Source organism: Rhodoferax sp. TS-BS-61-7 (assembly GCF_002943465.1).
GTDB lineage: Bacteria > Pseudomonadota > Gammaproteobacteria > Burkholderiales > Burkholderiaceae_C > Allorhodoferax.
Window position 1 is genome coordinate 25137 of record NZ_PTQY01000009.1, and the last position, 21402, is coordinate 46538.

General features: G+C 62.5%; 18 protein-coding genes. 11 read left to right on the forward strand and 7 right to left on the reverse strand.

Annotated elements, in window-relative coordinates; all coding sequences use genetic code 11:
- Positions 1–39 precede the first annotated feature (39 nt).
- Positions 40–2289: an AAA family ATPase gene (locus C5F53_RS18730; protein ID WP_105262925.1), complete on the reverse strand. Its 2250-nt coding sequence runs from the start codon at positions 2287–2289 to the stop codon at positions 40–42.
- A 35-nt stretch (positions 2290–2324) separates the two neighbouring features.
- On the reverse strand, positions 2325–4148 hold the full coding sequence (locus C5F53_RS18735; protein WP_201740896.1) for a DEAD/DEAH box helicase: 1824 nt from the start codon (positions 4146–4148) through the stop codon (positions 2325–2327).
- A gap of 168 nt (positions 4149–4316) precedes the next feature.
- Here C5F53_RS18735 and C5F53_RS18740 point away from each other — a divergent pair, with 168 nt between their 5' ends.
- A complete protein-coding gene (locus C5F53_RS18740) occupies positions 4317–6155 on the forward strand; it encodes a diguanylate cyclase domain-containing protein (protein ID WP_105263012.1) in 1839 nt (612 codons plus the stop codon).
- A 74-nt stretch (positions 6156–6229) separates the two neighbouring features.
- On the opposite strand, the gene C5F53_RS18745 is transcribed toward C5F53_RS18740, so the two are convergent.
- Positions 6230–6856 (reverse strand): hypothetical protein, encoded by a 627-nt coding sequence (locus C5F53_RS18745; RefSeq protein ID WP_105262927.1) that lies wholly within the window; start codon positions 6854–6856, stop codon positions 6230–6232.
- 36 nt (positions 6857–6892) lie between these two features.
- On the reverse strand, positions 6893–8347 hold the full coding sequence (locus tag C5F53_RS18750) for a PLP-dependent aminotransferase family protein (protein WP_105262928.1): 1455 nt from the start codon (positions 8345–8347) through the stop codon (positions 6893–6895).
- A 102-nt stretch (positions 8348–8449) separates the two neighbouring features.
- Between C5F53_RS18750 and C5F53_RS18755 the strand changes: the two genes are divergently transcribed.
- The 5 genes from C5F53_RS18755 (at position 8450) to C5F53_RS18775 (ending at position 12461) form a co-directional block, all read left to right on the forward strand.
- On the forward strand, positions 8450–9100 hold the full coding sequence (locus tag C5F53_RS18755; protein WP_105262929.1) for a pyridoxamine 5'-phosphate oxidase family protein: 651 nt from the start codon (positions 8450–8452) through the stop codon (positions 9098–9100).
- A 79-nt stretch (positions 9101–9179) separates the two neighbouring features.
- The gene (locus C5F53_RS18760; protein WP_236635444.1) at positions 9180–9902 is read left to right on the forward strand and encodes a GntR family transcriptional regulator; all 723 of its coding nucleotides are present in this window, start codon (positions 9180–9182) and stop codon (positions 9900–9902) included.
- A gap of 19 nt (positions 9903–9921) precedes the next feature.
- Positions 9922–11043, forward strand: coding sequence for an N-acetylglucosamine-6-phosphate deacetylase (gene nagA / locus C5F53_RS18765; protein ID WP_105263014.1), 1122 nt, complete (start codon positions 9922–9924; stop codon positions 11041–11043).
- Positions 11044–11127: 84 nt separating this feature from the next.
- Positions 11128–11574 (forward strand): GyrI-like domain-containing protein, encoded by a 447-nt coding sequence (locus C5F53_RS18770; RefSeq protein ID WP_105262930.1) that lies wholly within the window; start codon positions 11128–11130, stop codon positions 11572–11574.
- A gap of 26 nt (positions 11575–11600) precedes the next feature.
- Entirely contained in the window at positions 11601–12461 is an 861-nt protein-coding gene (locus tag C5F53_RS18775; RefSeq protein WP_105262931.1) for a GyrI-like domain-containing protein, read from the forward strand.
- A gap of 3 nt (positions 12462–12464) precedes the next feature.
- Here the strand turns inward: C5F53_RS18775 and C5F53_RS18780 are convergent, their stop codons facing one another.
- From C5F53_RS18780 to C5F53_RS18790, 3 genes are read right to left on the reverse strand one after another with little or no spacing between them, the layout of a single operon-like run.
- Positions 12465–13943, reverse strand: coding sequence for an ATP-binding protein (locus C5F53_RS18780; RefSeq protein ID WP_105262932.1), 1479 nt, complete (start codon positions 13941–13943; stop codon positions 12465–12467).
- On the reverse strand, positions 13930–14649 hold the full coding sequence (locus C5F53_RS18785) for a response regulator (protein ID WP_105262933.1): 720 nt from the start codon (positions 14647–14649) through the stop codon (positions 13930–13932). The genes C5F53_RS18780 and C5F53_RS18785 overlap by 14 nt, the downstream gene beginning before the upstream one ends.
- A 19-nt stretch (positions 14650–14668) precedes the next feature.
- Positions 14669–15934 (reverse strand): ABC transporter substrate-binding protein, encoded by a 1266-nt coding sequence (locus C5F53_RS18790; RefSeq protein WP_105262934.1) that lies wholly within the window; start codon positions 15932–15934, stop codon positions 14669–14671.
- 268 nt (positions 15935–16202) lie between these two features.
- Between C5F53_RS18790 and C5F53_RS18795 the strand changes: the two genes are divergently transcribed.
- The 5 genes from C5F53_RS18795 to C5F53_RS18815 all read left to right on the forward strand — a co-directional run bounded on the left by C5F53_RS18795 (position 16203) and on the right by C5F53_RS18815 (position 21395).
- A complete protein-coding gene (locus tag C5F53_RS18795; protein ID WP_105262935.1) occupies positions 16203–17450 on the forward strand; it encodes an ABC transporter substrate-binding protein in 1248 nt (415 codons plus the stop codon).
- A 110-nt stretch (positions 17451–17560) separates the two neighbouring features.
- Complete coding sequence (locus tag C5F53_RS18800) at positions 17561–18475, forward strand: carbohydrate ABC transporter permease (RefSeq protein ID WP_105262936.1); 915 nt, start codon at positions 17561–17563, stop codon at positions 18473–18475.
- A gap of 8 nt (positions 18476–18483) precedes the next feature.
- A complete protein-coding gene (locus C5F53_RS18805; protein WP_105262937.1) occupies positions 18484–19341 on the forward strand; it encodes a carbohydrate ABC transporter permease in 858 nt (285 codons plus the stop codon).
- Positions 19342–19353: 12 nt separating this feature from the next.
- Positions 19354–20496, forward strand: coding sequence for an ABC transporter ATP-binding protein (locus C5F53_RS18810; RefSeq protein ID WP_105262938.1), 1143 nt, complete (start codon positions 19354–19356; stop codon positions 20494–20496).
- Positions 20493–21395 (forward strand): BadF/BadG/BcrA/BcrD ATPase family protein, encoded by a 903-nt coding sequence (locus tag C5F53_RS18815; RefSeq protein WP_105262939.1) that lies wholly within the window; start codon positions 20493–20495, stop codon positions 21393–21395. The genes C5F53_RS18810 and C5F53_RS18815 overlap by 4 nt, the downstream gene beginning before the upstream one ends.
- The last annotated feature ends 7 nt before the right edge of the window (positions 21396–21402 follow it).

Below are 21402 nucleotides of genomic sequence, written 5' to 3' on the forward strand. Positions count from 1 at the left end.
CTGGTATTCAAGGCTCATGGCCTAACTAACCCGGCGTTGTCAAATTGCTGCGGGTTGAGGCGTAGATGCCGGCACCTCAATGTATGCGTCGCCCATCATCATCTTGTAGTGCGCCATATGGTCCGATTTTTTGAATATTTCCCTGAAGACGTTCAGGTACGGCTCAATCATTGAATCGCTGATGGATACGTAAAGATCATCGTGCGAAAAATGTGAGCCATCGTTGACCCATGAAATCAGTGATTTACAGATCAATTTTTCCTGGCCGTCAAATTTCGCATTCAGATCATTAAGGTCAACTCCCCCCAAAATTTTGAAGTAATTTTCCAAAATTCGTCGGAGCGTATTCTGAATCGTCAAGTTCGAACGATCAGGTCTGCGAACTTCGGACCACAGCAATTCGTAGGATGTTTTGATTGGATTGGATTCATGATGCTCAAGTTTCGATGACAAGTTGAGTTTTCGCACGACCCAAAAAGTCTCTTCACTTTTCATGGCAGTGTTGCCACTACGCTTTGGATTGAATGTGACCTCTTTGTGAAAATAAACGTTGTGCGTGAGTACGAAAATTTGCTTGATGTGCCCAACGCCCGTTCGGACTTCTTCAAATAGATCTTTTATCAGACTCCCGACCAGAAACAATATGTCACTGTCTAAACTGGAGACGGGGTCATCAAAGACAACGACTCGATTTGTCGTAATTTCACTTTCAGAGTTGCTTCCCTTAAGCAAATGATAAAAATAGAGGAAGGTAACGAATGTCCGTTCACCTTCACTCAGCGTCTCCTTTGCATCGGTGCCATCTGCGCGAATCAGTTTGTAAAAATTCCCGGTCCCAGCTGGCGCCAACGAGAAGCCGCGAAAGCCGAAGGACGACAGGAGTAGATTAATTCCATCGACGGTAGGCTGCGTGCTGGTTGAATCTTTTTCTAGAGTCCGAATTTCAAACGCCTTAGCTTTCATATCGGCAGTGGCCGAATCGATGTTCGAATTCATTCCATTGATTGCGGCGGTCAGTGCAGCTGTTTTCGTGCTGTAAGCAGCAAGGTCCGCTTTCAGGTCTACCTCTAGAAGATATTTCCAAACTTGCGCTGTCAGCGCGCGTTTCTCTTGAGCAAGGTTTGCAACCGTTTTGTTATGGTCTGCAATAGCAACGTTGGTCTGGTCGATAGCAGTCAAAATCGTTGATGCGACATTGCCGACGGATTCCAACTCAATGATCTGACTAGGCTCCTTCTTTTTGGAAGCCAATTTCTGAATATTTATTGTTATCTTTGAATCAAGAAGCTCTTTTTCCCTCTTCAAGTTCTCCGTATCGAGAAATTTTGACTGGGCAGCTATTACCTGTGAAACCGCCAGCTGAAGTCTTTCAGCTTCGGTAGAGTAATTTGAAATGAGCTTTGCAATAGTCGCCGTGTCTGTTGTGAACGTTTCATCAAAATATTCATTCAAACTGTGCGTGAAAGACGCAGCTACGCTTTGTTGACAAAAAGGGCAGGCCGACTCGTTTACGTCGTAGAAACTGCGCCCCTCTCGTACCCAATCACTATTGCCCAGCTTTTTTATCATGGCAGCAATGTCAACATCCCCCTTACCAATCACCCGCTTGCTCAGTATTGGATCGGATTCATAGTCAATGAGTTGCTTGGCTTGAATCGTTGCCAACGTTGGCTCAATGGTAGGTGTCGGACCAAAGACGGTAGATGCTTTCTCTTCAAGATCTTGAAGAGCCAAAAGCGACGCTGAATTCGAAGTTAGTTCTCGTAGGACCTTATCCCTGAAGCTATCCTTGCTGTTGCGAAATCCATCAAAAGCATTGATGAGTTTTTGTTTGTGTTTTGTGTACGCCAGCCAGCATTTTTCTTTGAATTGATCTTCTGCCGCCGCCAACTCGCCCTTTTTTCCACCTAAACCATCTTCGCCCGACAAACTGGTTTTCAATTTTTCAATTTTTGTCAAAAATGCATCGTGCTCGGCTTTTGCGGTTGCAATTTTGGCTAAGGTGTCAATGTCGTTTTTTCCGAGGGTAAAGATGCCTTTTGGTCCGGTCGCTGTACTGAAATTTTCATGGACGAAGTCACGGTTGTAGACCATCGTTTTCAACGCCGTCCCACCCTTCCAGTTCACACTACACGATGCGAAGGAGCTCGCATTTGCGACAACTCGGCTTATCGTTGTCTTGCCAGAGCCATTCGCGCCATAGAAGAAATTGATCTTGGATAGCCTGTGCAAAATTTCAGGTGTGTTTGCATAAGAAGCTTCGCCAGCAATTTGAATTGACTCAATCATTCTTTTCTTCCTCGTGAATTCGTGAATTGAATTGGTTAGGTAGCTGAAATTTGCGCTCCAAACCCCCCATCCCCTCCTACCCCCAACATCAACCTCTGCGTTGCCCTTGTAGCCGCCACATAAAACACCCGCGCCGCTTCCTTCTCGTCCTCCCCCGCCGCAGGCATATGCCCCACACCGGGTAACGCCACCACCGGAAATTCCAGTCCCTTGCTGACCTTCATGGTCATGATCTGGATGGCGTTGGCGCCAGGGATGAAATCGCCTGACCGCTTGCGCACATTGAATGGCAGCTTGCGTTGGTTCAGCACCGTGGCGCACAGGTCCATGGTGAAGTAGTCGTGGCACAGGATGGCCATGTCGCCCCAGGCGTGGCCTTCTATGTGCGCCTGGCCCAGGTGGTCGGCAATGGCAAAGGCTTCGTCGCGCAGCGTGGGTAAACGAATGATCAACGGCGGCTCGCCATCGCGCCCGCAACTGATGGGCTTGAGCATGGGGATACCGTCGTCGTCTTTGTCGTCCGCAGTCAGCAGGTCGGCGGCCACCAGGCTGGCGGTTTGCAGTATCTGTTTGGTGTTGCGGTAGTTGATCTTCAGGATGGTGGTGCGGCCCATGGCCTGAATGCCCACGCTCTTGAAGCTGAACTGTTTGCTGCGCGCACGTTCGTAAATGCTTTGCGCATCGTCGTACAGCACCAGCAGGCTGTTGGTGGTGGGGTCCACCATCTGCGTCACCAGCTTCAGCCATTCGGGCGCAAAGTCGTGGCCTTCGTCAATCATCACCGCTTGGTACTGGCCGCTGGGGATTTGTTGGCGGTCCACGGCGGTGATCACGCGGTGCACCATGTCGTCCATCATGGCGGACACCTGCATTCGGCTGTCTGGCAGTGTTTGTCCATAGGCCACCAGTTGGTCGCGGCACCATTTGTGAAAGTGGCGCACATGCACCTTGTCGCCCAGGCCTTTGGCCTGCATCACGCTGTGTAGCTTCACGCCCAGCGGCTCGTTAAAGCAGAGGATGAGGATGGGTTTGCTGCTGGCAGTGCTGGCCTGGGCCAGGTACTCCGCGCGGTAGCCCAAGATCATGGTCTTGCCCGAACCCGCCACGCCGTGGATGACGCGGTGCCCGTCGCCCAGGCTGCGCGCCAGCTGCTCTTGCTGCAGGTCCATCACCCGCATGATGTCGGGCAGGTTTGCGTCTGCATCGTTGTCGTCAAACAACGCGCCCTGCTGCACGCGCACCTCGGGGAACATGATCCAGCGCACGCGGTCTATCTGCGGCAGGCTGAGGGCGCCGCGCATCCCGAAGGGGAACATGTCCCACAGGCGGCTTTGCAGGTCTTCGGCGTCCACGCCCTCCAGTATTTCGTCCTGGCACACCACGCGGTGGGGTTCGATGGCGTGCTGCAGCTCGGCCGCTTCAAACTGCTTGCGGGTGATATTGGGCAGCACCACGCCATAGCTCCAGGGGAAGGCCAGCTTGCCCGCATGGGGGCCATCGGCTTGCACCAGCTGCGCGTCGCGCTCCAGCGCCTTCACCACCTGGTGCGCGTACTGGCGGGCCTGCTCCAGCGGGTTGATCACCGTCTTGGGGCCGCTGTCGCCCAAGATCTCCCAGTTTTGTTTGTCGGCTTTCAGGATGGTGGTGCCCAGCCGCCAGTCCTTCACCTCCAGCACCAGAATGCCGCGGCGCGGGTGCAGCACACAAAAGTCGGGGTGGGTGTTGCGCGGCCCCATGGGCACGTCGTACCAAAGCCGGTAGTCGTCGTCGAGTTTGGCTTCCAGCCGTTCGGCCAGCCTGCGTTCGCCGCTGGTCATGCGTGAGACGCACGAACCCAATGAAGGAATCAGCGTTGCCATTCCGGGGTCACCCTCCCTGAGTGAGTTGTATCGTTATGTAAGCATCATGCCCCAGGCCGGTCGGCTTTGCCAAGCGCGGGGCCCCAAATGGGGGGCAAACGGAAAGGGCGTAAGCTATTGGCCCGGCGGTTAAACACATCAAACAAGGGAGCAATGGCGGTGAAGTGGATGCTTGGGTTTGCCAATCGGCTGGTGCGTGTGGCGCTGCTGTTGCTGCTGTTACCGCTGGCGTGGTCGGCACTGGCCATGCCGGTGGTGCCGCCGGGTACCGGCGCGCAGGACGCCATTGCGCACTTGCAGTTGCTGGAAGACCCATCCGCCGCGCTCACCCTGGCCCAGGCGCAGCAGGCGTTTGCGGATGGCAAGTTCACCAGCACCGCCGGCAGCAAAGACGCGCTGGCGCTGGGCTTTACGCGGTCTGCGTTTTGGCTGCGCCTGGAGCTGGCCAACGCCGCACCCGAGGCCGCGCGCCAAATGCTGGATGTGGTGAACGCGCGTATTTCGTATGTGACGCTGTACGCCCCTGGCCCCGACGGCCGCTATGTGGAAACCGCCACCGGCGGCGACATGCCGTTTGCCACCCGTGCGCACGAGAACCGGAACTTCGTGTTTCCGCTGCAGGTGCCCGCCCGTAGCTCGCTCACGCTGTACCTGCGGGTGCAGTCCACCATCGGCCTGATCGTGCCGGTGCGCCTGTGGGCCCAGCCCGACTTTGAGCACTATGTGCGCCACGACTACATGGTGCAGGCCATGTACTTTGGGGTGGCGCTGGCCATGGCCTTGTTCAACCTGATGCTGTTTGTGGCGCTGCGCGACCGGGCCTATGCCTTGTATGTGTGTTTTGTGGCGTTTTCGGTGCTGGCGCTGGGGCAGAAGACGGGCATGGCGTCCGAGTTTTTGTGGCCGCAACACCTGACCTGGACCAACCCCAACTACTACATGGCCACCTCGTGGGGGCTGGTGTGTTTTATGGCGTTTATGCGCAGCATGCTGGGCACGGCGCAGCACCTGCCGCGCATCGACCTGGGGCTGCGCGCGGGCATGGTGTTGCACGGGCTGCTTCCAGTGCTGTACTGGACCATGGTGCAGTCGGTGGCGCGCCTCACCATCTGGATGTTTGTGGTGTCGTGCGTGCTGCTGCTCGGGGTTGTGGCCTGGTGCATGGTGCGGCGCATGCGTGCGGCGTACTTTTTTGGTGGCGCGTTTGCGGTGCTGATGGCGGGTTCGCTGATGACGCTGCTGCGCGCGCTGGGCATCTTGCCCACTAATGTGCTCACAGTGGATGGTTTGCAGGCGGGCTCGACGCTGGAGATGCTACTGCTGGCCTTTGCGCTGGCCGACCGCTACAACCAGCTCCGCCAAGACAAACTGAAGGCGCAAAGCGACCTGGTGCTGGCCAAGCAGAAGCTGGTGGAGACGCTGCAAACCTCGGAGCGCGACCTGGCCCAGCGCGTGGATGAGCGCACCCAGCAGCTGCAAGCGCTGAATGAGAGGCTGGAAGCGCTGAGCATGGTGGACGGCCTGACCGGCATTGCCAACCGCCGCCAGTTTGACCAAGAGCTGCACAAGGCCTGGGCCCGCCTGGAGCGCCTGGGCCAGCCGCTGGCGCTGGTGATGCTGGATGTGGACATGTTCAAGCGCTACAACGACCACTACGGCCATCAGGCCGGCGACGAGTGCCTGCGCAAGGTGGCGCAGGCCATGGCCAGCGTGGGCCGCACCACCGATGTGGTGGCCCGCTACGGCGGCGAGGAGTTTGTGATGGTGGCCCCCGCATCCGACGGCCCCAGCGCCCTGCTGCTGGCGCAGCGCGCCTGCCAGGCCGTGCAGGCGCTGGGTGCAGAGCACGCGCAGTCGCCCTTTGGCGTGGTAACAGTGAGCTGCGGCGCCGCCTGCGTAGTACCCGGCCCCGGCCACACCCCGCAAGACCTGCTGCGCCAGGCCGACGCCGCGCTGTACCAAGCCAAGTCCCAGGGCCGCAATCAGGCGGTGTTGGCCGGTTTTTAAGCCAAATTGGCCTCTGGAGCCCGTGGAATATGCGCAAGCAGCTACTGTTTTAATAGCGGTTGAGTTCGGCTTGCTCAGCCCAGCCCCAGCTGCCCCTTCACCACCGCCAGCACCGTGCCACCGGCCGCCTTGGCCGCGTCTTTGGCAAAGTCCATGGCAATGCCCTTGAACAGCTTCTTGCGTTCGGCCGCGTCCTTGATGTCCTTGGCCTTGTCGTAGCCCGCGCGAAAAGCCGCCAGCTCCTTTTTGCCAAACAAAGACTCCAGCACTTGGAACAGCCCGTCGGCCGACACCCGCACGATCTCGGTGCTGAAGGGGTGGTCGAAGATGTGTTGGTAGATCTTGAGCTGGCCCTGCAGCCAGTTTTTGGCCAGCGTGTCTTCAATGATCAGGCAGATCTTGTCGCCCTGCGGCTCCAGCGATGCGTTGGCCAGCGCCGCCAGCAGGCGCCCGGCGGCCTGGTCTTCCACCCGGCCGCCAAACTTCAGCGCCGCCTCGTAACGCAGCTTCTTCACCTTGGCCACTGGGGTCTTGAGCCGCTCGCTCACGGTCTGGTTGTTCAGCCGCGCCAGCGGCCCCGAGCCACCCAGGCCGTGCTGGTCCAGCAGGTGCATCACCAGCGCATCAATGTCCGCCTTGGGCATGGCGCCCAGGCCGAACTTCAGGTAGTTGTCGAGGAACTCGGTTTCAAAGCTGGACATGGTGCAGATGGCGACAGGAGTGAAGGTGCGGCAACTCTAGCCGAAGCGGCGCACCACCTCGGCCAGCTGCTTCACCAGCCCGGGCATCTGCTCCACCGGCACTTGCGCATAGCCCAGCAGAAAGCCGCGCCAGGGCTGCACGCGTGTGCCAATGGCCTGCTCGCTCAGCGCCGGGGCCACGATGCCCTGGGCCTGCAGCGCGCGGCTCATGGCCGCGTCGTCCGCACGCGGGTTGCGCAGGCGCAGCGCCAGGTGCATGCCGGCCGAGCCACCGTACGCGTCGGCCACATCGCCCAGCTGTTGTTCCAGCGCGGCCACCAGCGCGTCACGGCGCTGGCGGTACAGGCGGCGCATGCGCCGCAGGTGCAGGCTGAACTGGCCGCTGTGCATGAACTCGGCCAGCGCCAGCTGGTCGGCCGCGCGCCCACGCGGTGTGGTGCGCGCCAGCATGGCGCTAAGCGGCTCCACCAGCGCCGCGGGCACCACCACAAAACCAATGCGCAGCGCGGGGAACATGGTTTTGCTGAAGGTGCCCAGGTAGAGCACGGGTGCATCCGCCGCCAGGCCCTGCATACACGAGAGTGGCGGCCCGTCGTGACGGAACTCGCTGTCGTAGTCGTCTTCAATGATGAGGGCCGCCGCACTGCGCGCCTGGGCGATGAGGGCCATGCGCCGCTCCAGGCTCAGCACGCTGCCCGTGGGGTACTGGTGCGATGGGGTGACGTAAATCAGCTTCGGGCGCTGGCGCTGCCAGTCGGCGGCGGTGGGGGCGATGCCTTCGCTGTCCACCACCATGCCCACGGGTTTGAGCTGCGCGGCCTTGAAGGCGGCCAGCGCGCCCTGGTAGCCGGGGCTCTCGATCCACACCTTGTCGCCCGCATCGGCAAAGGCGCCGGCGCACAGGTCCAGGCTGCTCTGCGTGCCGTCGGTGATGATGACCTGGCTGGCGTCCAGCAGCGCACCACGTGCCACCCGCAGGTGGCTGGCAATGGCTTCGCGCAGCGCGGGCTCACCGGTGGGCTCGGCGTAGTTAAGCTGGGCGGTGCGCAGGCCGCGCCAGGCACGGTCCAACAGGCGGCGCCACAGGGTGACCGGAAATTCTTTGAGCGCGGGCACACCAGGCGCAAAGGCGGCGGGGGTCTCGGGCGCGTCGCGCGTGGGCACAGCTAGCGCGCGTTTGGACAGGCCCACACGCAGTGGCGCTGCCTGGCGCATTGGTGGCGGCACGGCGGTGGCATCGGCCACCACGGTGCCACGCCGGTCGGGCAGCACAAAACCTTCGGTGGCGAGCTGGTCGTAGGCGTAGAGCACGGTGTTGCGCGACACGCCCAGTTCTTGCGCCAGCGTGCGCGTGGCGGGCAGGCGCACGCCGCTGCCCAGCGTGCCGCTGCGGATGGCGCTGCGCAGGCATTCGTGCAACTGGCGCTGGCGCGACCAGCGCGCATGCGCCGGGGTGGCGGTGTAGCGGGAGAACAGCAGTTGGTAGTCCACAGCGAGCCTTTGTGTCGTGGTACTAAAAAATAGTGCAAAGGTGGATCTTAATTTAGAGCCACATGCGGCCTACAGTCCGCCCCTTCTTTCACTTGCACTGCTATGACCGCAACTACCCACAAGCCCACCGCCCCAAGCGACCGCACCCGTGTGCGCCGTATTGCCGAAAACGCCCATTACGACGCCACCACGCTGCACGCCATCCTGGACGCGGCCTATGTGTGCCACGTGGCCTTTGCCGACGACAAGGGCACGCACTGCATTCCCACCGCCTGCTGGCGCGAGGACGACCACCTCTACATCCACGGTTCCAACGGCGGGCGACTCATCAAGCTGCTTGCCAAGGGCACGCAAGCCTGTGTGACAGTGACGCACATCGACGGCCTGGTGCTGGCACGCTCGGCCTTCAACCATTCCATGAACTACCGCTCGGCCATGGTCTACGGGCAGTTTGAAAAGGTGGACGACAAAGGCGCCGCGCTCGACACCTTCATGCGCCACCTGGCCCCGGGCCGCGAGGACGAAGCCCGCCCCGGCAATGACAAAGAGTTTGCCGCCACCACGGTGATGCGCATCAGCCTGGCCGAGGCGGCCTGCAAGGTGCGCACCGGTGGCCCCAAGGACGATGCCGAAGACATGGGCGTGGCCGCATGGGCCGGTGTGTTGCCGCTGGTGCAGCAGCGTGGTGCGCCCGTGGCCGACCCGCTGTGCACGGTGCCCGCACCGGCTTATGTGCAGGCCTGGGACGCCTGAGCCAGTCCATAGTCCGACAGGAGGGTTGGGCTAACTGGTATTGAAGTGGTATTATTTGAAAAACCACCCAATCCACCCCGTGCCATCCGCCCTAAACCCCGCCGCCGACAGCTCCCCGCTCTACCTGCAGCTGGCCCACCAGCTGGAGCAAGACATCCGCGCGGGCACCTACCGCGTGGACCAGGCTTTGCCGTCGGAGCGGGTGTTGTCCGAATCGCTGGGCGTGTCGCGCATCACCGCGCGCAAAGCCATTGAGGTGTTGGTGGGCCAGGGCCTGGTGCTGCGCCGCCAGGGTTCGGGCAACTTCATCGCGCCGCGGCTGGAGCAGCCGCTGTCCAAGCTAACCAGTTTTTCGGAAGAGCTGCGCCAGCGTGGCTACATACCCAGCAGCAACTGGATCACGCGCGAGGTGGCCACCGCCAGCGTGGCCGAGCGTGAAGCCCTGGGTCTGGCCCGCGGCGCCCGCGTGGCGCGGCTGGAGCGCCTGCGCCTGGCCGACGGCGTGCCCATGGCCTACGAGCGCAGCACCGTGCTGCTGAGTGCCTGCCCGCGCCCGCAGGACCTGGACGGTTCGCTCTACCTGCACCTGGCGCGCAGCGGCCTGGCGCCGGTGCGCGCGGTGCAGCACATCCGCGCGGTGAACGCCGAGCCCGCCATGGCTGTACCGCTGGGCATTGCCATAGGCGCAGCCCTGCTGTGGGTAAGCCGCACCGCCTATTTGCCCGACGGCGTGGCCGTGGAGCACACCCAGTCGCACTGCCGCAGCGACTACTACGACTTTGTGGCCGAACTCAAGACCTAAGGACACCGCCATGACGACATTGCAAACCCGCATCGAAGGCCACATCCTCACCCCCACGGGTTTTGTGCAGGGCGCACTCACGCTGGATGCGCAGGGCCGCATTGCAGGCATCAACGGCACGCCGGTAGCCACCGCCGCGGTGCGCGACAGCGGTGTGCCAATTGTGCTGCCCGGCTTCATCGACCTGCATGTGCACGGCGGTGCGGGCCACGACATCATGGAAGGCGGCGACGCGGCTATGCATGTGGCCACGCTGCATGCGCGTCATGGCACCACGTCGCTCCTGGCCACCACCATGACCGCACCGCAGAGCGACCTGGATACGGCCTTTGCCGCCATGGGGCCGCTGTGCGAACAGCGCGCGCCCAATGCCGCACGCGTGCTGGGCGTGCACCTGGAGGGGCCCTACATCAGCGAGGCGCGCCTGGGCGCGCAGCCGCCGTTTGCGCGGCCCGCCAGCTTTGACGAGATCCACCGCCTGCACGCCATGGCGCCCATCCGCCTCATCACGCTGGCGCCTGAGGTGGGTGGCAACCATGATCTCATTGCCCAGCTGGTGGCCGAGGGCTTCAAGGTGCAGCTGGGCCACACCACGGGCAGCTACGAGCAGGGCGTAGCCGCCATGCGCTGCGGCGCCACGGGTTTCACGCATTTGTTCAACGCCATGTCGGCCCTGCACCACCGCGAGCCCGGCATGGTGGGCGCCGCACTGGCGCACGCCGAGTTTGCAGAGGTCATTCCTGATCTGCTGCATGTGCACCCCGGCGCCATCCACGCCGCGCTGCGCGCCATCCCCAAGCTGTACTGCGTGACCGATTCCACATCGGCCGCCGGCATGCCCGATGGCGACTACAAGCTGGGCCGCCACACGGTGACCAAATGCATGGGCGGCGTGCGCCTGGCCGATGGCACGCTGGCCGGCTCGGTGCTGAGCATGGACCAGGCCCTGCGCAACTTGGTGGACACACTGGGGCTGGACCTGGCGGATGCGTCCAAACGCGTGTCCACCTATGCGGCCGACCACATGGGGCTGCAAGACCGCGGCCGCTTGGCAGCGGGTGCCTGGGGCGATGTGGTGGTGCTGAACCGCGACCTGGCGTTGCAGGCGGTGCTGGTGGAAGGCCACGCGGTCGCCTTGTAAAAAGGGCCGCGGTGCAACTCCGCAAGAAATGTCTGCTCGGTGTTTTTAGACTGGCCCGGTGTTCAACCCCACCGGAGTTATTGAATGAAAACAGAGCAACTGGCCCAGGCCCTCCACGTCATCGGCATCGAGCTGCGCACCACCAACCTGGAGGCCATGCAGACCATTCCGCCGCACTGGCAACGTTTTGGACAAGATGAAGTGTTGGCCCACATTCCCGCCAAGCTGAATGGCGATGTCTACGCGGTCTACACCCACTTTGAAAACGCGGGCGTCAACAACACGGGTTTGTATTCGCTGGTGATTGGCGCTGCGGTGCCGGCCAGCGCCGAGGTGCCCGCGGGCATGGTGCGCGTGGTCATCCCTGCGTCCAAACGCGCGGTGTTTGACGTGGAGCCGGCTCGCTTTGATTTGGTGGGCGCCAAGTGGATGGAAATCTGGGGCCACACCGAACTGGCCAAGACCGTGATTGCCGAGTACGAGCATTACAGTGCCGATGGCAAGATTGCCATCTCGATTGGATTGCAATAGACCTGCCACCAGGGAACCCCACACGCATGAACCGCAGCCACAGCTGGACCGACTACCAGGATCGCCTGAGCCGCGTCACCGCCTACCTCCATGACCACCTGGGCGAAGACCTGAGCTTGGAGCGGCTGGCGGAGGTGGCCCACCTGTCGCCCTACCACTGGCACCGCGTGTACCACGCGATGAATGGCGAGACGATTGCGGCCACCATACGCCGGTTGCGCTTGCACCGCGCATCCGGCTACCTGGCCAACACACAGCTGCCGGTGGCGCAGGTAGCGCGCAAATGCGGCTACCCCAATGTGCAGTCGTTCACCCGCGCGTTTGGCACGGCCTATGGCATGGGGCCCACGCAGTACCACGCGCGGGGCGGCCATGTGGTGTTTCGCCAGGGCGTGGCGCAGGCCGCAGCGGCGGGCTACACGGTGGACATTCGCCATGTGCCCGCGGTGCCGCTGGCGGGTTTGCCGCATGGCGGCGGCTATATGCGCATTGGCAAGGCGTTTGAAACCACCTTCACCCACATGGCCGCGCAGGGCCTGCTACGGGACGACACGCGCTGGCTGGCCGTGTACTACGACGACCCGGCGGCCGTGCCGGAGGCGCAGCTGCGGTCGTGGGCGGGGTTGTCGCTGTCTGCGGGTGCCCAAGCCAGCGCGCCGCTGCAGCCAATGACGCTGGGCGGTTGCACCTGTGCCGTGCTGCGCCACCGCGGCCCCTACGCCACCATGGGCGCAGCCTACCAGTGGCTGTATGGGCAGTGGCTGGTGCAGTCCGGCCACGCCGCGCTGGACCAGCCCGTGTTTGAGGAATACCTGAACAACCCGCGCGACACGGCACCGGCCGATTTGCTGACCGACATTTATTTGCCGCTGCAGGGCGCGGCCTAAGGGCTAAGCGTCTTCCTGCGCAATCGCCGCCAGCAGCACGGTCACCACCAGCCCGCCTTCGGCGTGGTTGTGCAGGCGAATCTCGCCGCCATGCGCCTGGATGATGTTGCGCGCAATGCCCAGGCCCAGGCCGGTGCCGGTGCGGTTTTGCTGCTGGCCGTGGGACAGGCGCACATGCGGCTCAAACGCGGCCGACATGCTGGCTTGTGCAATGCCGGGTCCAAAGTCACGCACCTCTACCAGCGCGCGGCTGCCTTGCAGACTCAGCCGCACCTGCACCCGTTCGCCATAGAGCACGGCGTTGTCCAGCAGGTTGCTGAAAGCGCGCTCCAGCGCCAGCGGTTTGCCCAGTACGCTGATGGCTTCGGCCGTGCATTCAATGCTCGCATCGGGGTGGATGGGGCGCTGGGCCAGGCGGGCCAGCAGCGTGTCCAGCCGCACGGGGGTCAGGTTCTCGTGGATGTCGGTGTCTTTCACACTTTGCAGCGCGGCTTTCACCATCACGTCCAGGTCGTCCAGGTCTTCATGGAATTCAGCACGCAGGGTTTCGTCGTCCAGCAGCTCGGTACGCAGCTTGAGCCGCATGATGGGTGTTTTGAGCCCGTGCGAGATGCCCAGGAACAAACGCTCGCGGTCCACCAGGTAGCCTTGGATGCGGGCCTGCATTTCGTTGAAGGCGCGTGCGGTGCGGCGCAGTTCGGCGGTGCCGGTTTCGGGCACGCTCTCGGGCGCGGTGTCGCTGCCAAAGGCATTGGCGGCCGACGCAATTTTGTTCAACGGGCGAATGAGGCCACGCACCAGCAAAACGCTGAGCACCAGTACGGTGAGCAACGTCACCAGCTGCATGGCCACGCGGTCCAGTGTGAGCGGGTTGGCGTTTTCCAGAAAGTAGGGGTCGGGCATGGGCGCGGCCAGATACAACCAGCGCCCCGGTTCAAACTCCGCCTGGATCACCAGCACCGGCGCAGGCCGTGGGCGCAGCAGCAGCGTGGCTTCCACCCACGACTCGGGCAGGTCGCGCACCATGCGGCCGTCGTCGGACACCTGCAGGCTGTCGGGCCAGGCAAAGGCCACCTCGGGCGCCTGTGCAGCGTTGAGGTTGCGCACCAGGTCTTCGCGCACCACGTCCACCACGGCATCCACCAGCGCATTGCCGGCCAGCGGGGTGATGGGTACCTGCGCCTTGTTCACGTTCACAAAGAAGCGCGTACCGCCCATAGTGCGCAGCTGCTCAATGAGGATGGGGCGGAACTGGGGCGGCAGGTCGCGGAAGAAACGAATGGAGCCGGCTGCGTTGAGCGCAATGTGTTTGCCGGCACTGAGTGCCTCGGTGCGGGCGCTTTCGCGCAACTGGCGGGCCCATAACAGCGTGCCCACCAGCTGGGCGCTGACCACGCCCAGCGCCATCACCACCACGATGCGGCCCAGCAGGCTGTCGGGCAGATAGCGGCGCGTCCAGCGGCGGCGGTCAGCTGTCGCCATGCGGAGTCACATCGGCCGAGAACACATAACCGCTGCCCCGCACGGTTTTGATGAGCGCAGGTTGTTTGCCATCGTCGTGCAGGCGCTGGCGCAGGCGGCTGATCTGCACATCCAGCGAGCGGTCCAGCGGGCCCAGGTCGCGGCCGCGGGTTTGCTCCATCAGGCGGGCACGGTCCAGCGTTTCGCCCGCATGTTCGGCAAAAAAGCGCAGCAGGTTGAAGTCCATGCTGGTCAGCACCACGGGCTCGCCCTGTGGGTCGGTCAACACGCGCTCCACCACGTCCATGCTGAAACCGGCAAAGCGCAAATAGCGCACCGGCGCACCGGGCGCACCCAGCTGCATGCGACGGTGAATCGCTTTGATGCGGGCCAGTAGTTCGCGCGGGTTGTAGGGCTTGGCGATGTAGTCGTCGGCGCCCAGCTCCAGGCCCACGATGCGGTCGGTGTCGTCCGCGCTGGCGGTCAGCATGATGATGGGCACCGGTGACTGGCTGCGCACGCTGCGGCACAGCGTAAAACCATCGGTGTCGGGCAGCATCACGTCCAGGATGACCAGGCTGAGCTCGTCCTTGAAACGTTCGAATTCGGCCATGAAGCTGGCGCCGTCGTGCGCCACGCGCACCTCGTACTGGTGTTTCTCCAGGTAGGTCTTCAGGAGGTTGCGGGTTTTTTGGTCGTCGTCAACAACGAGCAGGGTGCGGTTCATGGCGTGTCGGGTGTGGGTGTTAGCGCTCCGCGCCAGAGGCGCGGATGACGGCGGCCAGGCGGCGCTGGGCCTCTTGAGGCTCCATGCGCGTATCGGTCAAAAAACGCCACAGGGTTTGCGCCACGGCGTCTTTGATGGCCTCGTCAGCCGCCATGCGGTGCGCCAGGCTGGGCACGCGGGCGCTGCGCGGGGCAGCAAAGGTTTCCCACGAATCGCGTGCGCAGCCGTCCAGCGAAGACACGTCCACATCGCGCCGCACGGGCACCGCGCCTTTGATGCGGTTGTAGGCCAGCTGGGCGGTGGGGCTCACCACCACTTCGGCCATTTTTTCCTGCGTGGCTTCGCGTTGGCGCGCGCTCACCAGCATGGCCAGGGTGTCCACGCTGTAGAGGTGCATGCCCTCGGTGCCGGGCACCACCACACAACCAAAGTCCTTGGTGGGGCTGGCGCCCCAGGCCATCAGTTCGCCCTTGGCCCAGTCGCCCATGATCATCATGCCGGCGCTGTCGTTCATGAGTTCACGTGCGCCGTCGGTCCAGGCTTTTTCTTGCGGGTTGTCGCCCGACAGGGTGCGCAGCCAGCGCAGGCGCTGCAGCGCGCGCTCCACGCGCGGGTCCATCCAGGCGCTGCTTTTGCGTTGCACGATGAGTTCTCGGTACAGCGTGGGGCCGGCTTCGCCCAGCAGCACGGTTTCGAACACGGTGGCCATTTGCCAGGGTTCGTCGCTCCAGACCAGCGGGCGCACGCCCTGCACCTGGAGCTTGCGTGCGATCAGTTCAAACTGCCCCCAACTGCGTGGTGGTGTGAGGCCCAGGCGCGCGAACAGCTTGCGGTTGTAGAGCAGGGTGTTGATGCGCTGGATGCCCAGCGGTGCGGCAATGACATCGCCCTTGTATGTGACCAGGTCCAGCACGGTGGGGAACAGCACCTGCGACCAGCGTTGGCGCTGGGCCACGGCGTTGAGTGGCATGACCAGGCCCATGTCGGCCCATTCGGTGAGCGTGGTGCCGATGAGCTGGGCCACATCGGGCGGGTCGCCCAGCAGCACGCGGCTCTTGAGCACCTTGACCGCGGCCATGCCACCACCACCGGGAATGGCGGCGTCTTTCCACAACACGCCCGCGGTGGCCAGCTGGGCACTGAGCTGGTCGGCCGCACGGCGCTCGCTGGCCGAGGTCCACCAGTGCAACACATCAAGTGGCACGCCAGGGGCTTGCGCATGGGCGGGCCACGCGGCCCCTAGCCACAGCGACAGACCCCATGCGAACCAGGCGAAAGCTTTCATTTGCTGTCGTTTTGTAATGTTATGTATGTGTGCTGCCGGAACCAGCCCAAACCACCGCTGGTGCGGCGGAACGGCGCGTAATAAAGCGTAAGGTGAGAAGGCGACGCATGGGGGAAATATTCAATGAAATCAACGACTTATTTCTGTAATTCGCATGCGGTAAAGCGGTTTGATATTACAGGGGTCACAGCATAACCTCCGCTCCGCTGATTGGTCACCGCGATGCACGGGACCGGCAGTTTCATTCAACCGATGATCAGGAGAATTCATGTCCCAACCCCTTCGCATGGCCGCTGTCGCGGCTGCGCTGGTTTGCAGCAGTTTGGCCAATGCCGGCACCCTCACCATTGAGAGCTGGCGTGTGGATGACAAAGGTTTGTGGGAAGACGTGTTGCTGCCCGCCTTCTACAAAGCCAACCCCGGCATTACCGTGAAGTTCAGCCCCACGGCGCCTCCCGAGTACAACTCCGCACTGAACGCCCGCCTGACCGCGGGTACTGCGGGTGATCTGGTGACCTGCCGCCCGTTTGATGTGTCGCTGGACCTGTTCAAGAAGGGGCATCTGGACAAGCTCAACGGCAATGCTGCACTGAAGAACTTCCCCGAATCCGCCCAGGTGGCCTGGCAAACCGACGACGGCAAGGACACCTACTGCGTGCCCATGGCGTCCGTCATCCACGGTTTCTTCTACAACAAGAAGGTGTTTGTCGAGCTGGGCCTGGCTGTGCCAGTGACCGAAGCCGACTTCTTTGCCGCCATGGACAAGATCAAGGCCCAAGGCAAGGTGGCACCCATTGCCATGGGTACGGCCGACCAGTGGGAAACCCACCAAATCGTCTACACCGGCATTGGCCCCAACTACTGGAAGGGCGAAGAAGGCCGCAAAGCCATCATCGCGGGCAAGAAGAAATTCACCGACCCTGAGTTTGTGAAGACCTGGGACGTGATGGCCAAGTGGGCCGCCTACCTGCCAAAGGGTTACCAGGCGCAAACTTATGGTGATTCGCAGAACTTGTTTGGCACGGGCCGCGCCGCCATCTACCCCACCGGCTCGTGGGACATCTCGTACTTTGAGGGCAACAGCAAGGTGGAGTTTGGTGCATTCAAGCCCCCCGTGGCCAAGGCGGGTGACCCTTGCTACATCTCGGACCACACCGACATCGCCATGGGTATCAACAGCAAGAGCAAAAACAAGGCAGACGCCCAGGTGTTTTTGAACTGGCTGGCGAGCAAAGAGTTTGCCGACCTCTATACCAACAAGGTGACTGGCTTCTTCTCGCTGTCCAAACACGCGATTGATGTGAAGAACCCTGTGGCCAAGGAAATGATCGGTTGGCGCAATCAGTGCAAGAGCACCATTCGCCTGAACGCCCAGATCATGAGCCGTGGCACACCGAGCATGGAAAACGAGTTCTGGAACGTGAACTCGCAGGTCATGAACGGAAAGATGGCGCCTAAGGATGCGGCTGCACAAATCCAGACCGGGTTTGCCAAGTGGTACACGCCAGCCAAATAAACATGGGCATGTGAAAGACGGGTGCGGGCCGCTGGCCTGCATCCTGGCGGCGCAAGGGGCTTGTGCCGCCGTCCCGTTCTCCCTCGTCTCTCTGGCCAACAAGGTCTCTCATGAAACTCGGCTTTTCCTGGCGGGTGCTGGTGTTTATCGCCCCGGCACTGCTGATCTACGCCACCTTCAGTGCGCTGCCGCTGATCGATACCCTGCGTCTGGGCCTGTACAGCGCCGACGACACGGGTGTGCGCACTTTCTCCGGCTTGTCCAACTACATCACCATCCTCTCGGACCTGCAGTGGTCTGCGAGTTTCTGGAATGCGATGTGGAACAACCTCAAGTTTTTTGGCATCCATATGCTGGTGCAAAACCCCGTGGGCCTGTTGCTGGCGGCCCTGCTGTCGCTGCGTAACGTGCGTTTTGCGGCCACCTACCGCACTATCTTTTTCCTGCCCACGCTGTTGTCGGTGGTGATCATCGGCTTTGTGTGGCAGCTGATCCTGTCGCCACTGTGGGGCGTGTCGGAACGCTTGCTGACGATGGTGGGCTTGGGCGACTGGTTTGCACCTTGGCTGGGGCTGGAAGACACGGCCTTGATCACCGTGTCGCTGATGTCGGTGTGGCAGTTCATCGGGGTGCCGATGATGCTGATCTATGCCGCGCTGATTGCGATTCCTGACGACATCATCGAAGCCGCCGTGGTGGAGGGCGCTTCGCCCTGGCGCATCTTCTGGCAGATTCGCCTGCCCTTGATCCTGCCGACGCTGGGGCTGGTGACCATCCTGACCTTTGTGGCCAACTTCAACGCGTTTGACCTGGTCTACACGGTCAAGGGCGCTGTGGCCGGCCCCAACTACAGCACCGACATTCTGGGCACGCTGTTCTACCGCACCTTCTTTGGTTACCAGTCGCAAGTGGCCAGCGCCACCATGGGGGCGGCCGTGGCCACCATCATGTTCCTGGTGATTCTGGTGGGCGTAGCTCTGTACTTTTTGGTGGTGCAGCGCAGGCTGCAGCGCTTTGCTTTGTGAGACCCCGCATGGCCACCACACACTCCCTTTCCAAAGTCCTGCCCGTGGCACCCAGCCGCGTGTTTGTGCACCTCACGCTGATCGGCTATCTGCTGCTGGCGTTGTTGCCCATCCTGCTGGTGTTCATGAATTCGTTCAAGAGCCGCGACGCCATCTTCGACGACCCGCTGGCCTGGCCCACGGCCGAGACCTTTTCGCTGATTGGCTACACCAAGGTGCTGGGCCGCTCCGACGTGCTCATGTACTTCGGCAACAGCTTCATCGTCACCATGGCCTCGCTATTTTTTATTTTGTTGTTCGGCTCGATGGCGGCCTGGGGCCTGTCGGAGTACCGCTTCAGGGGCAACCGCTGGCTCAAGTTCTTTTTTGCTTTCGGCATCATGGTGCCGATCCGCCTGGGCACGGTCTCCATCTTGCAGCTGATGGTGGAACTGAACCTGGTCAACACGCTGACCGCGCTGGTGCTGGTCTATGTGGCCCAGGGCCTGCCGCTGGCGATCATGATCTTGTCAGAGTTTATGGGCCAGGTGCCCAGTGAGCTGAAGGACGCGGCACGTTGCGACGGCATTGACGAGTTCCGCATTTTCTTTCAGGTGGTGGTGCCACTGATCCGTCCGGCCATTGCCACGGTGGCGGTGTTCACCATGGTGCCAATCTGGAACGACTTGTGGTTCCCGCTGATCCTGGCACCGTCGGACAAGACCCAAACCATCACGCTCGGCATCCAGCAGTTTGTGGGGCAGTACGCCACCGACTGGAATGCCGTGCTGGCCTCGCTGTCCCTGGCCATCGTGCCGGTGGTCACGCTCTACGCCCTGTTCTCCCGTCAACTGATTCGCGGCATCACCGCGGGCGCCGTCAAATAAAGCACACACACCATGGCACGCGTTTCCCTCAAAAACATTTCAAAAAGCTACGGCAGCAACGACCCGGTGCTGCACAACATCAGCCTTGATATCGAACACGGCGAACTGGTGGTGCTGGTCGGCCCCAGCGGCTGCGGCAAGTCCACGCTGCTGCGTGTGTTGTGTGGGTTGGAAGACATCAGCAGCGGTGAGCTGCGTATTGGCGACGACCTGGTGAATGATTTGCCACCAGCCGAGCGCGGCATTGCCATGGTGTTCCAGAGTTATGCGCTGTACCCGCATATGGACGTGTACCGCAACATGTCCTTCGGCCTGAAGATCCACGGCGCGACCAAGGCCGACATCGACAAAAAGGTGCGCGATGCCGCTAAGGTGCTGCACATCGACCACCTGCTGGACCGATTGCCACGCGAGCTGTCGGGTGGGCAGCGCCAGCGCGTGGCGATTGGCCGCGCCATCGTGCGCGAGCCACGCCTGTTTCTGTTTGACGAACCGCTCTCCAATCTGGACGCCGCGTTGCGTGCCAAGACCCGTATCGAACTGGCCCGCCTGCACCGCGACCTGGACGCCACCATGGTCTATGTGACCCACGACCAGGTGGAGGCCATGACGCTGGGCGACAAGATCGTGGTGCTGAACGAAGGCCATGTGCAGCAGGCGGGCACACCGCTCACGCTGTACCAGCAACCCGCCAACCGTTTTGTGGCCACCTTCATCGGCTCGCCCACCATCAACCTGCTGCCTGCGCGCGTGATCGAAGTGTCCGATGCGGGCGCGCGCCTGCAGTTGGGCAATGGCAGCAAAGTGCTGGCCACGGTGGATGCGTCACAGCTGCAGGTGGGCGAAACGGTGGAAGTGGGCCTGCGCCCCGAGCACTGCGAAGTGCTGCCTGCCGGTGTGGCGCCCGGCGGAGATGACACGGCGCTGGACGCCGAGATCACACTGGTGGAGCACCTGGGCGAGTCCAACCTGCTGTACCTGAAGATGGACGATGGGCAGGAGCTCATCGTGCGCGGCGACGGCAATGCCGAGGTGCGCCTGGGCGACTCGGTCATCGTGCGCGCAGCGCCCTCCGCCTTGTACTTGTTCAAGGCCGATGGCACCGCCTGCACACGCCTAAACCCGGGCAATATGCGCTCGGCCCACGCCCGATGAATGCTGCCTGGAGTTTTGACGCGTTGCCTGCGCACATCCATTACGCCATTGGCGTGGACGGTGGTGGTACCAGCACGCGGGCGCGTGTGGTGCACCGCAGCGGGGTGGTGGTGGGCGAGGGCAAGGCCGGTGCTTCTGGCTTGATGCAGGGCACGCCCCAGGCCTGGCACCATATTGCAGAGGCCATTGCCCATGCGGTGCAGGGCCGCCTGCAGGCTGACTGGCCCGTGCCTGGCACGGCCAACATTGCGCTGGGCCTGGGCCTGGCCGGTGCCAACAACGCCGACTGGAACGCCAGCTGTCTGGCCGCCAACCCCGGCTACACGCGGCTGGTGCTGGAGTCGGACGCACTGGTCGCGCTGCTGGGTGCCCACCAGGGCGCCCCCGGTGCGCTGGTCATCATGGGCACGGGCGCCATTGGTCTAGCACTGCAGGCGAATGGGGAGCGTACGACCACGGGCGGCTGGGGCTTCCCCTGCGGGGACGAGGGCAGTGGTGCTGACTTGGGCCTGCAGGCCGTCAACCTGACCCAGCGGGCGGTGGATGGGCGCCATGCCCACACGCCGCTCACACGCGATGTGTACGCCACGCTGGGGGGCACACCACAAGCGATGCTGGCCTGGTGTGGCGCGGCGCGGCAGTTTGCGTATGCCACGCTGGCGCCCAAGGTCTTTGCGCATGCAGAGCACGATGCCGATGCGGCCCAGATGCTGGCGCGTGCGGCGCAAAGCCTGGAGTCCCTCGCCACCGCACTGGATCCCACGCACACGTTGCCGCTGGCCGTGGCCGGCAGCATTGCCCAGCGCTTGCTGCCCCGCTTGTCTCCGGCCATGGTTCGGCGCGTGGTGCCCGCGCAGGGCGACGCCATGGACGGCGCGCTGGCCCTGTGTTTTTTATAAAGGATTG

Bases quoted from the DNA above. Each gene is read 5' to 3' on its own strand.
- C5F53_RS18810 (WP_105262938.1), top strand. From the start codon at position 19,354: ATGGCACGCGTTTCCCTCAAAAACATTTCAAAAAGCTACGGCAGCAAC.
- C5F53_RS18755 (WP_105262929.1), top strand. From the start codon at position 8,450: ATGACCGCAACTACCCACAAGCCCACCGCCCCAAGCGACCGCACCCGT.
- C5F53_RS18780 (WP_105262932.1), bottom strand. From the start codon at position 13,943: ATGGCGACAGCTGACCGCCGCCGCTGGACGCGCCGCTATCTGCCCGAC.
- C5F53_RS18800 (WP_105262936.1), top strand. From the start codon at position 17,561: ATGAAACTCGGCTTTTCCTGGCGGGTGCTGGTGTTTATCGCCCCGGCA.
- C5F53_RS18770 (WP_105262930.1), top strand. From the start codon at position 11,128: ATGAAAACAGAGCAACTGGCCCAGGCCCTCCACGTCATCGGCATCGAG.
- C5F53_RS18735 (WP_201740896.1), bottom strand. From the start codon at position 4,148: ATGGCAACGCTGATTCCTTCATTGGGTTCGTGCGTCTCACGCATGACC.
- C5F53_RS18785 (WP_105262933.1), bottom strand. From the start codon at position 14,649: ATGAACCGCACCCTGCTCGTTGTTGACGACGACCAAAAAACCCGCAAC.
- C5F53_RS18745 (WP_105262927.1), bottom strand. From the start codon at position 6,856: ATGTCCAGCTTTGAAACCGAGTTCCTCGACAACTACCTGAAGTTCGGC.
- C5F53_RS18730 (WP_105262925.1), bottom strand. From the start codon at position 2,289: ATGATTGAGTCAATTCAAATTGCTGGCGAAGCTTCTTATGCAAACACA.
- C5F53_RS18815 (WP_105262939.1), top strand. From the start codon at position 20,493: ATGAATGCTGCCTGGAGTTTTGACGCGTTGCCTGCGCACATCCATTAC.
- C5F53_RS18790 (WP_105262934.1), bottom strand. From the start codon at position 15,934: ATGAAAGCTTTCGCCTGGTTCGCATGGGGTCTGTCGCTGTGGCTAGGG.
- C5F53_RS18740 (WP_105263012.1), top strand. From the start codon at position 4,317: ATGCTTGGGTTTGCCAATCGGCTGGTGCGTGTGGCGCTGCTGTTGCTG.
- C5F53_RS18775 (WP_105262931.1), top strand. From the start codon at position 11,601: ATGAACCGCAGCCACAGCTGGACCGACTACCAGGATCGCCTGAGCCGC.
- C5F53_RS18805 (WP_105262937.1), top strand. From the start codon at position 18,484: ATGGCCACCACACACTCCCTTTCCAAAGTCCTGCCCGTGGCACCCAGC.
- C5F53_RS18795 (WP_105262935.1), top strand. From the start codon at position 16,203: ATGTCCCAACCCCTTCGCATGGCCGCTGTCGCGGCTGCGCTGGTTTGC.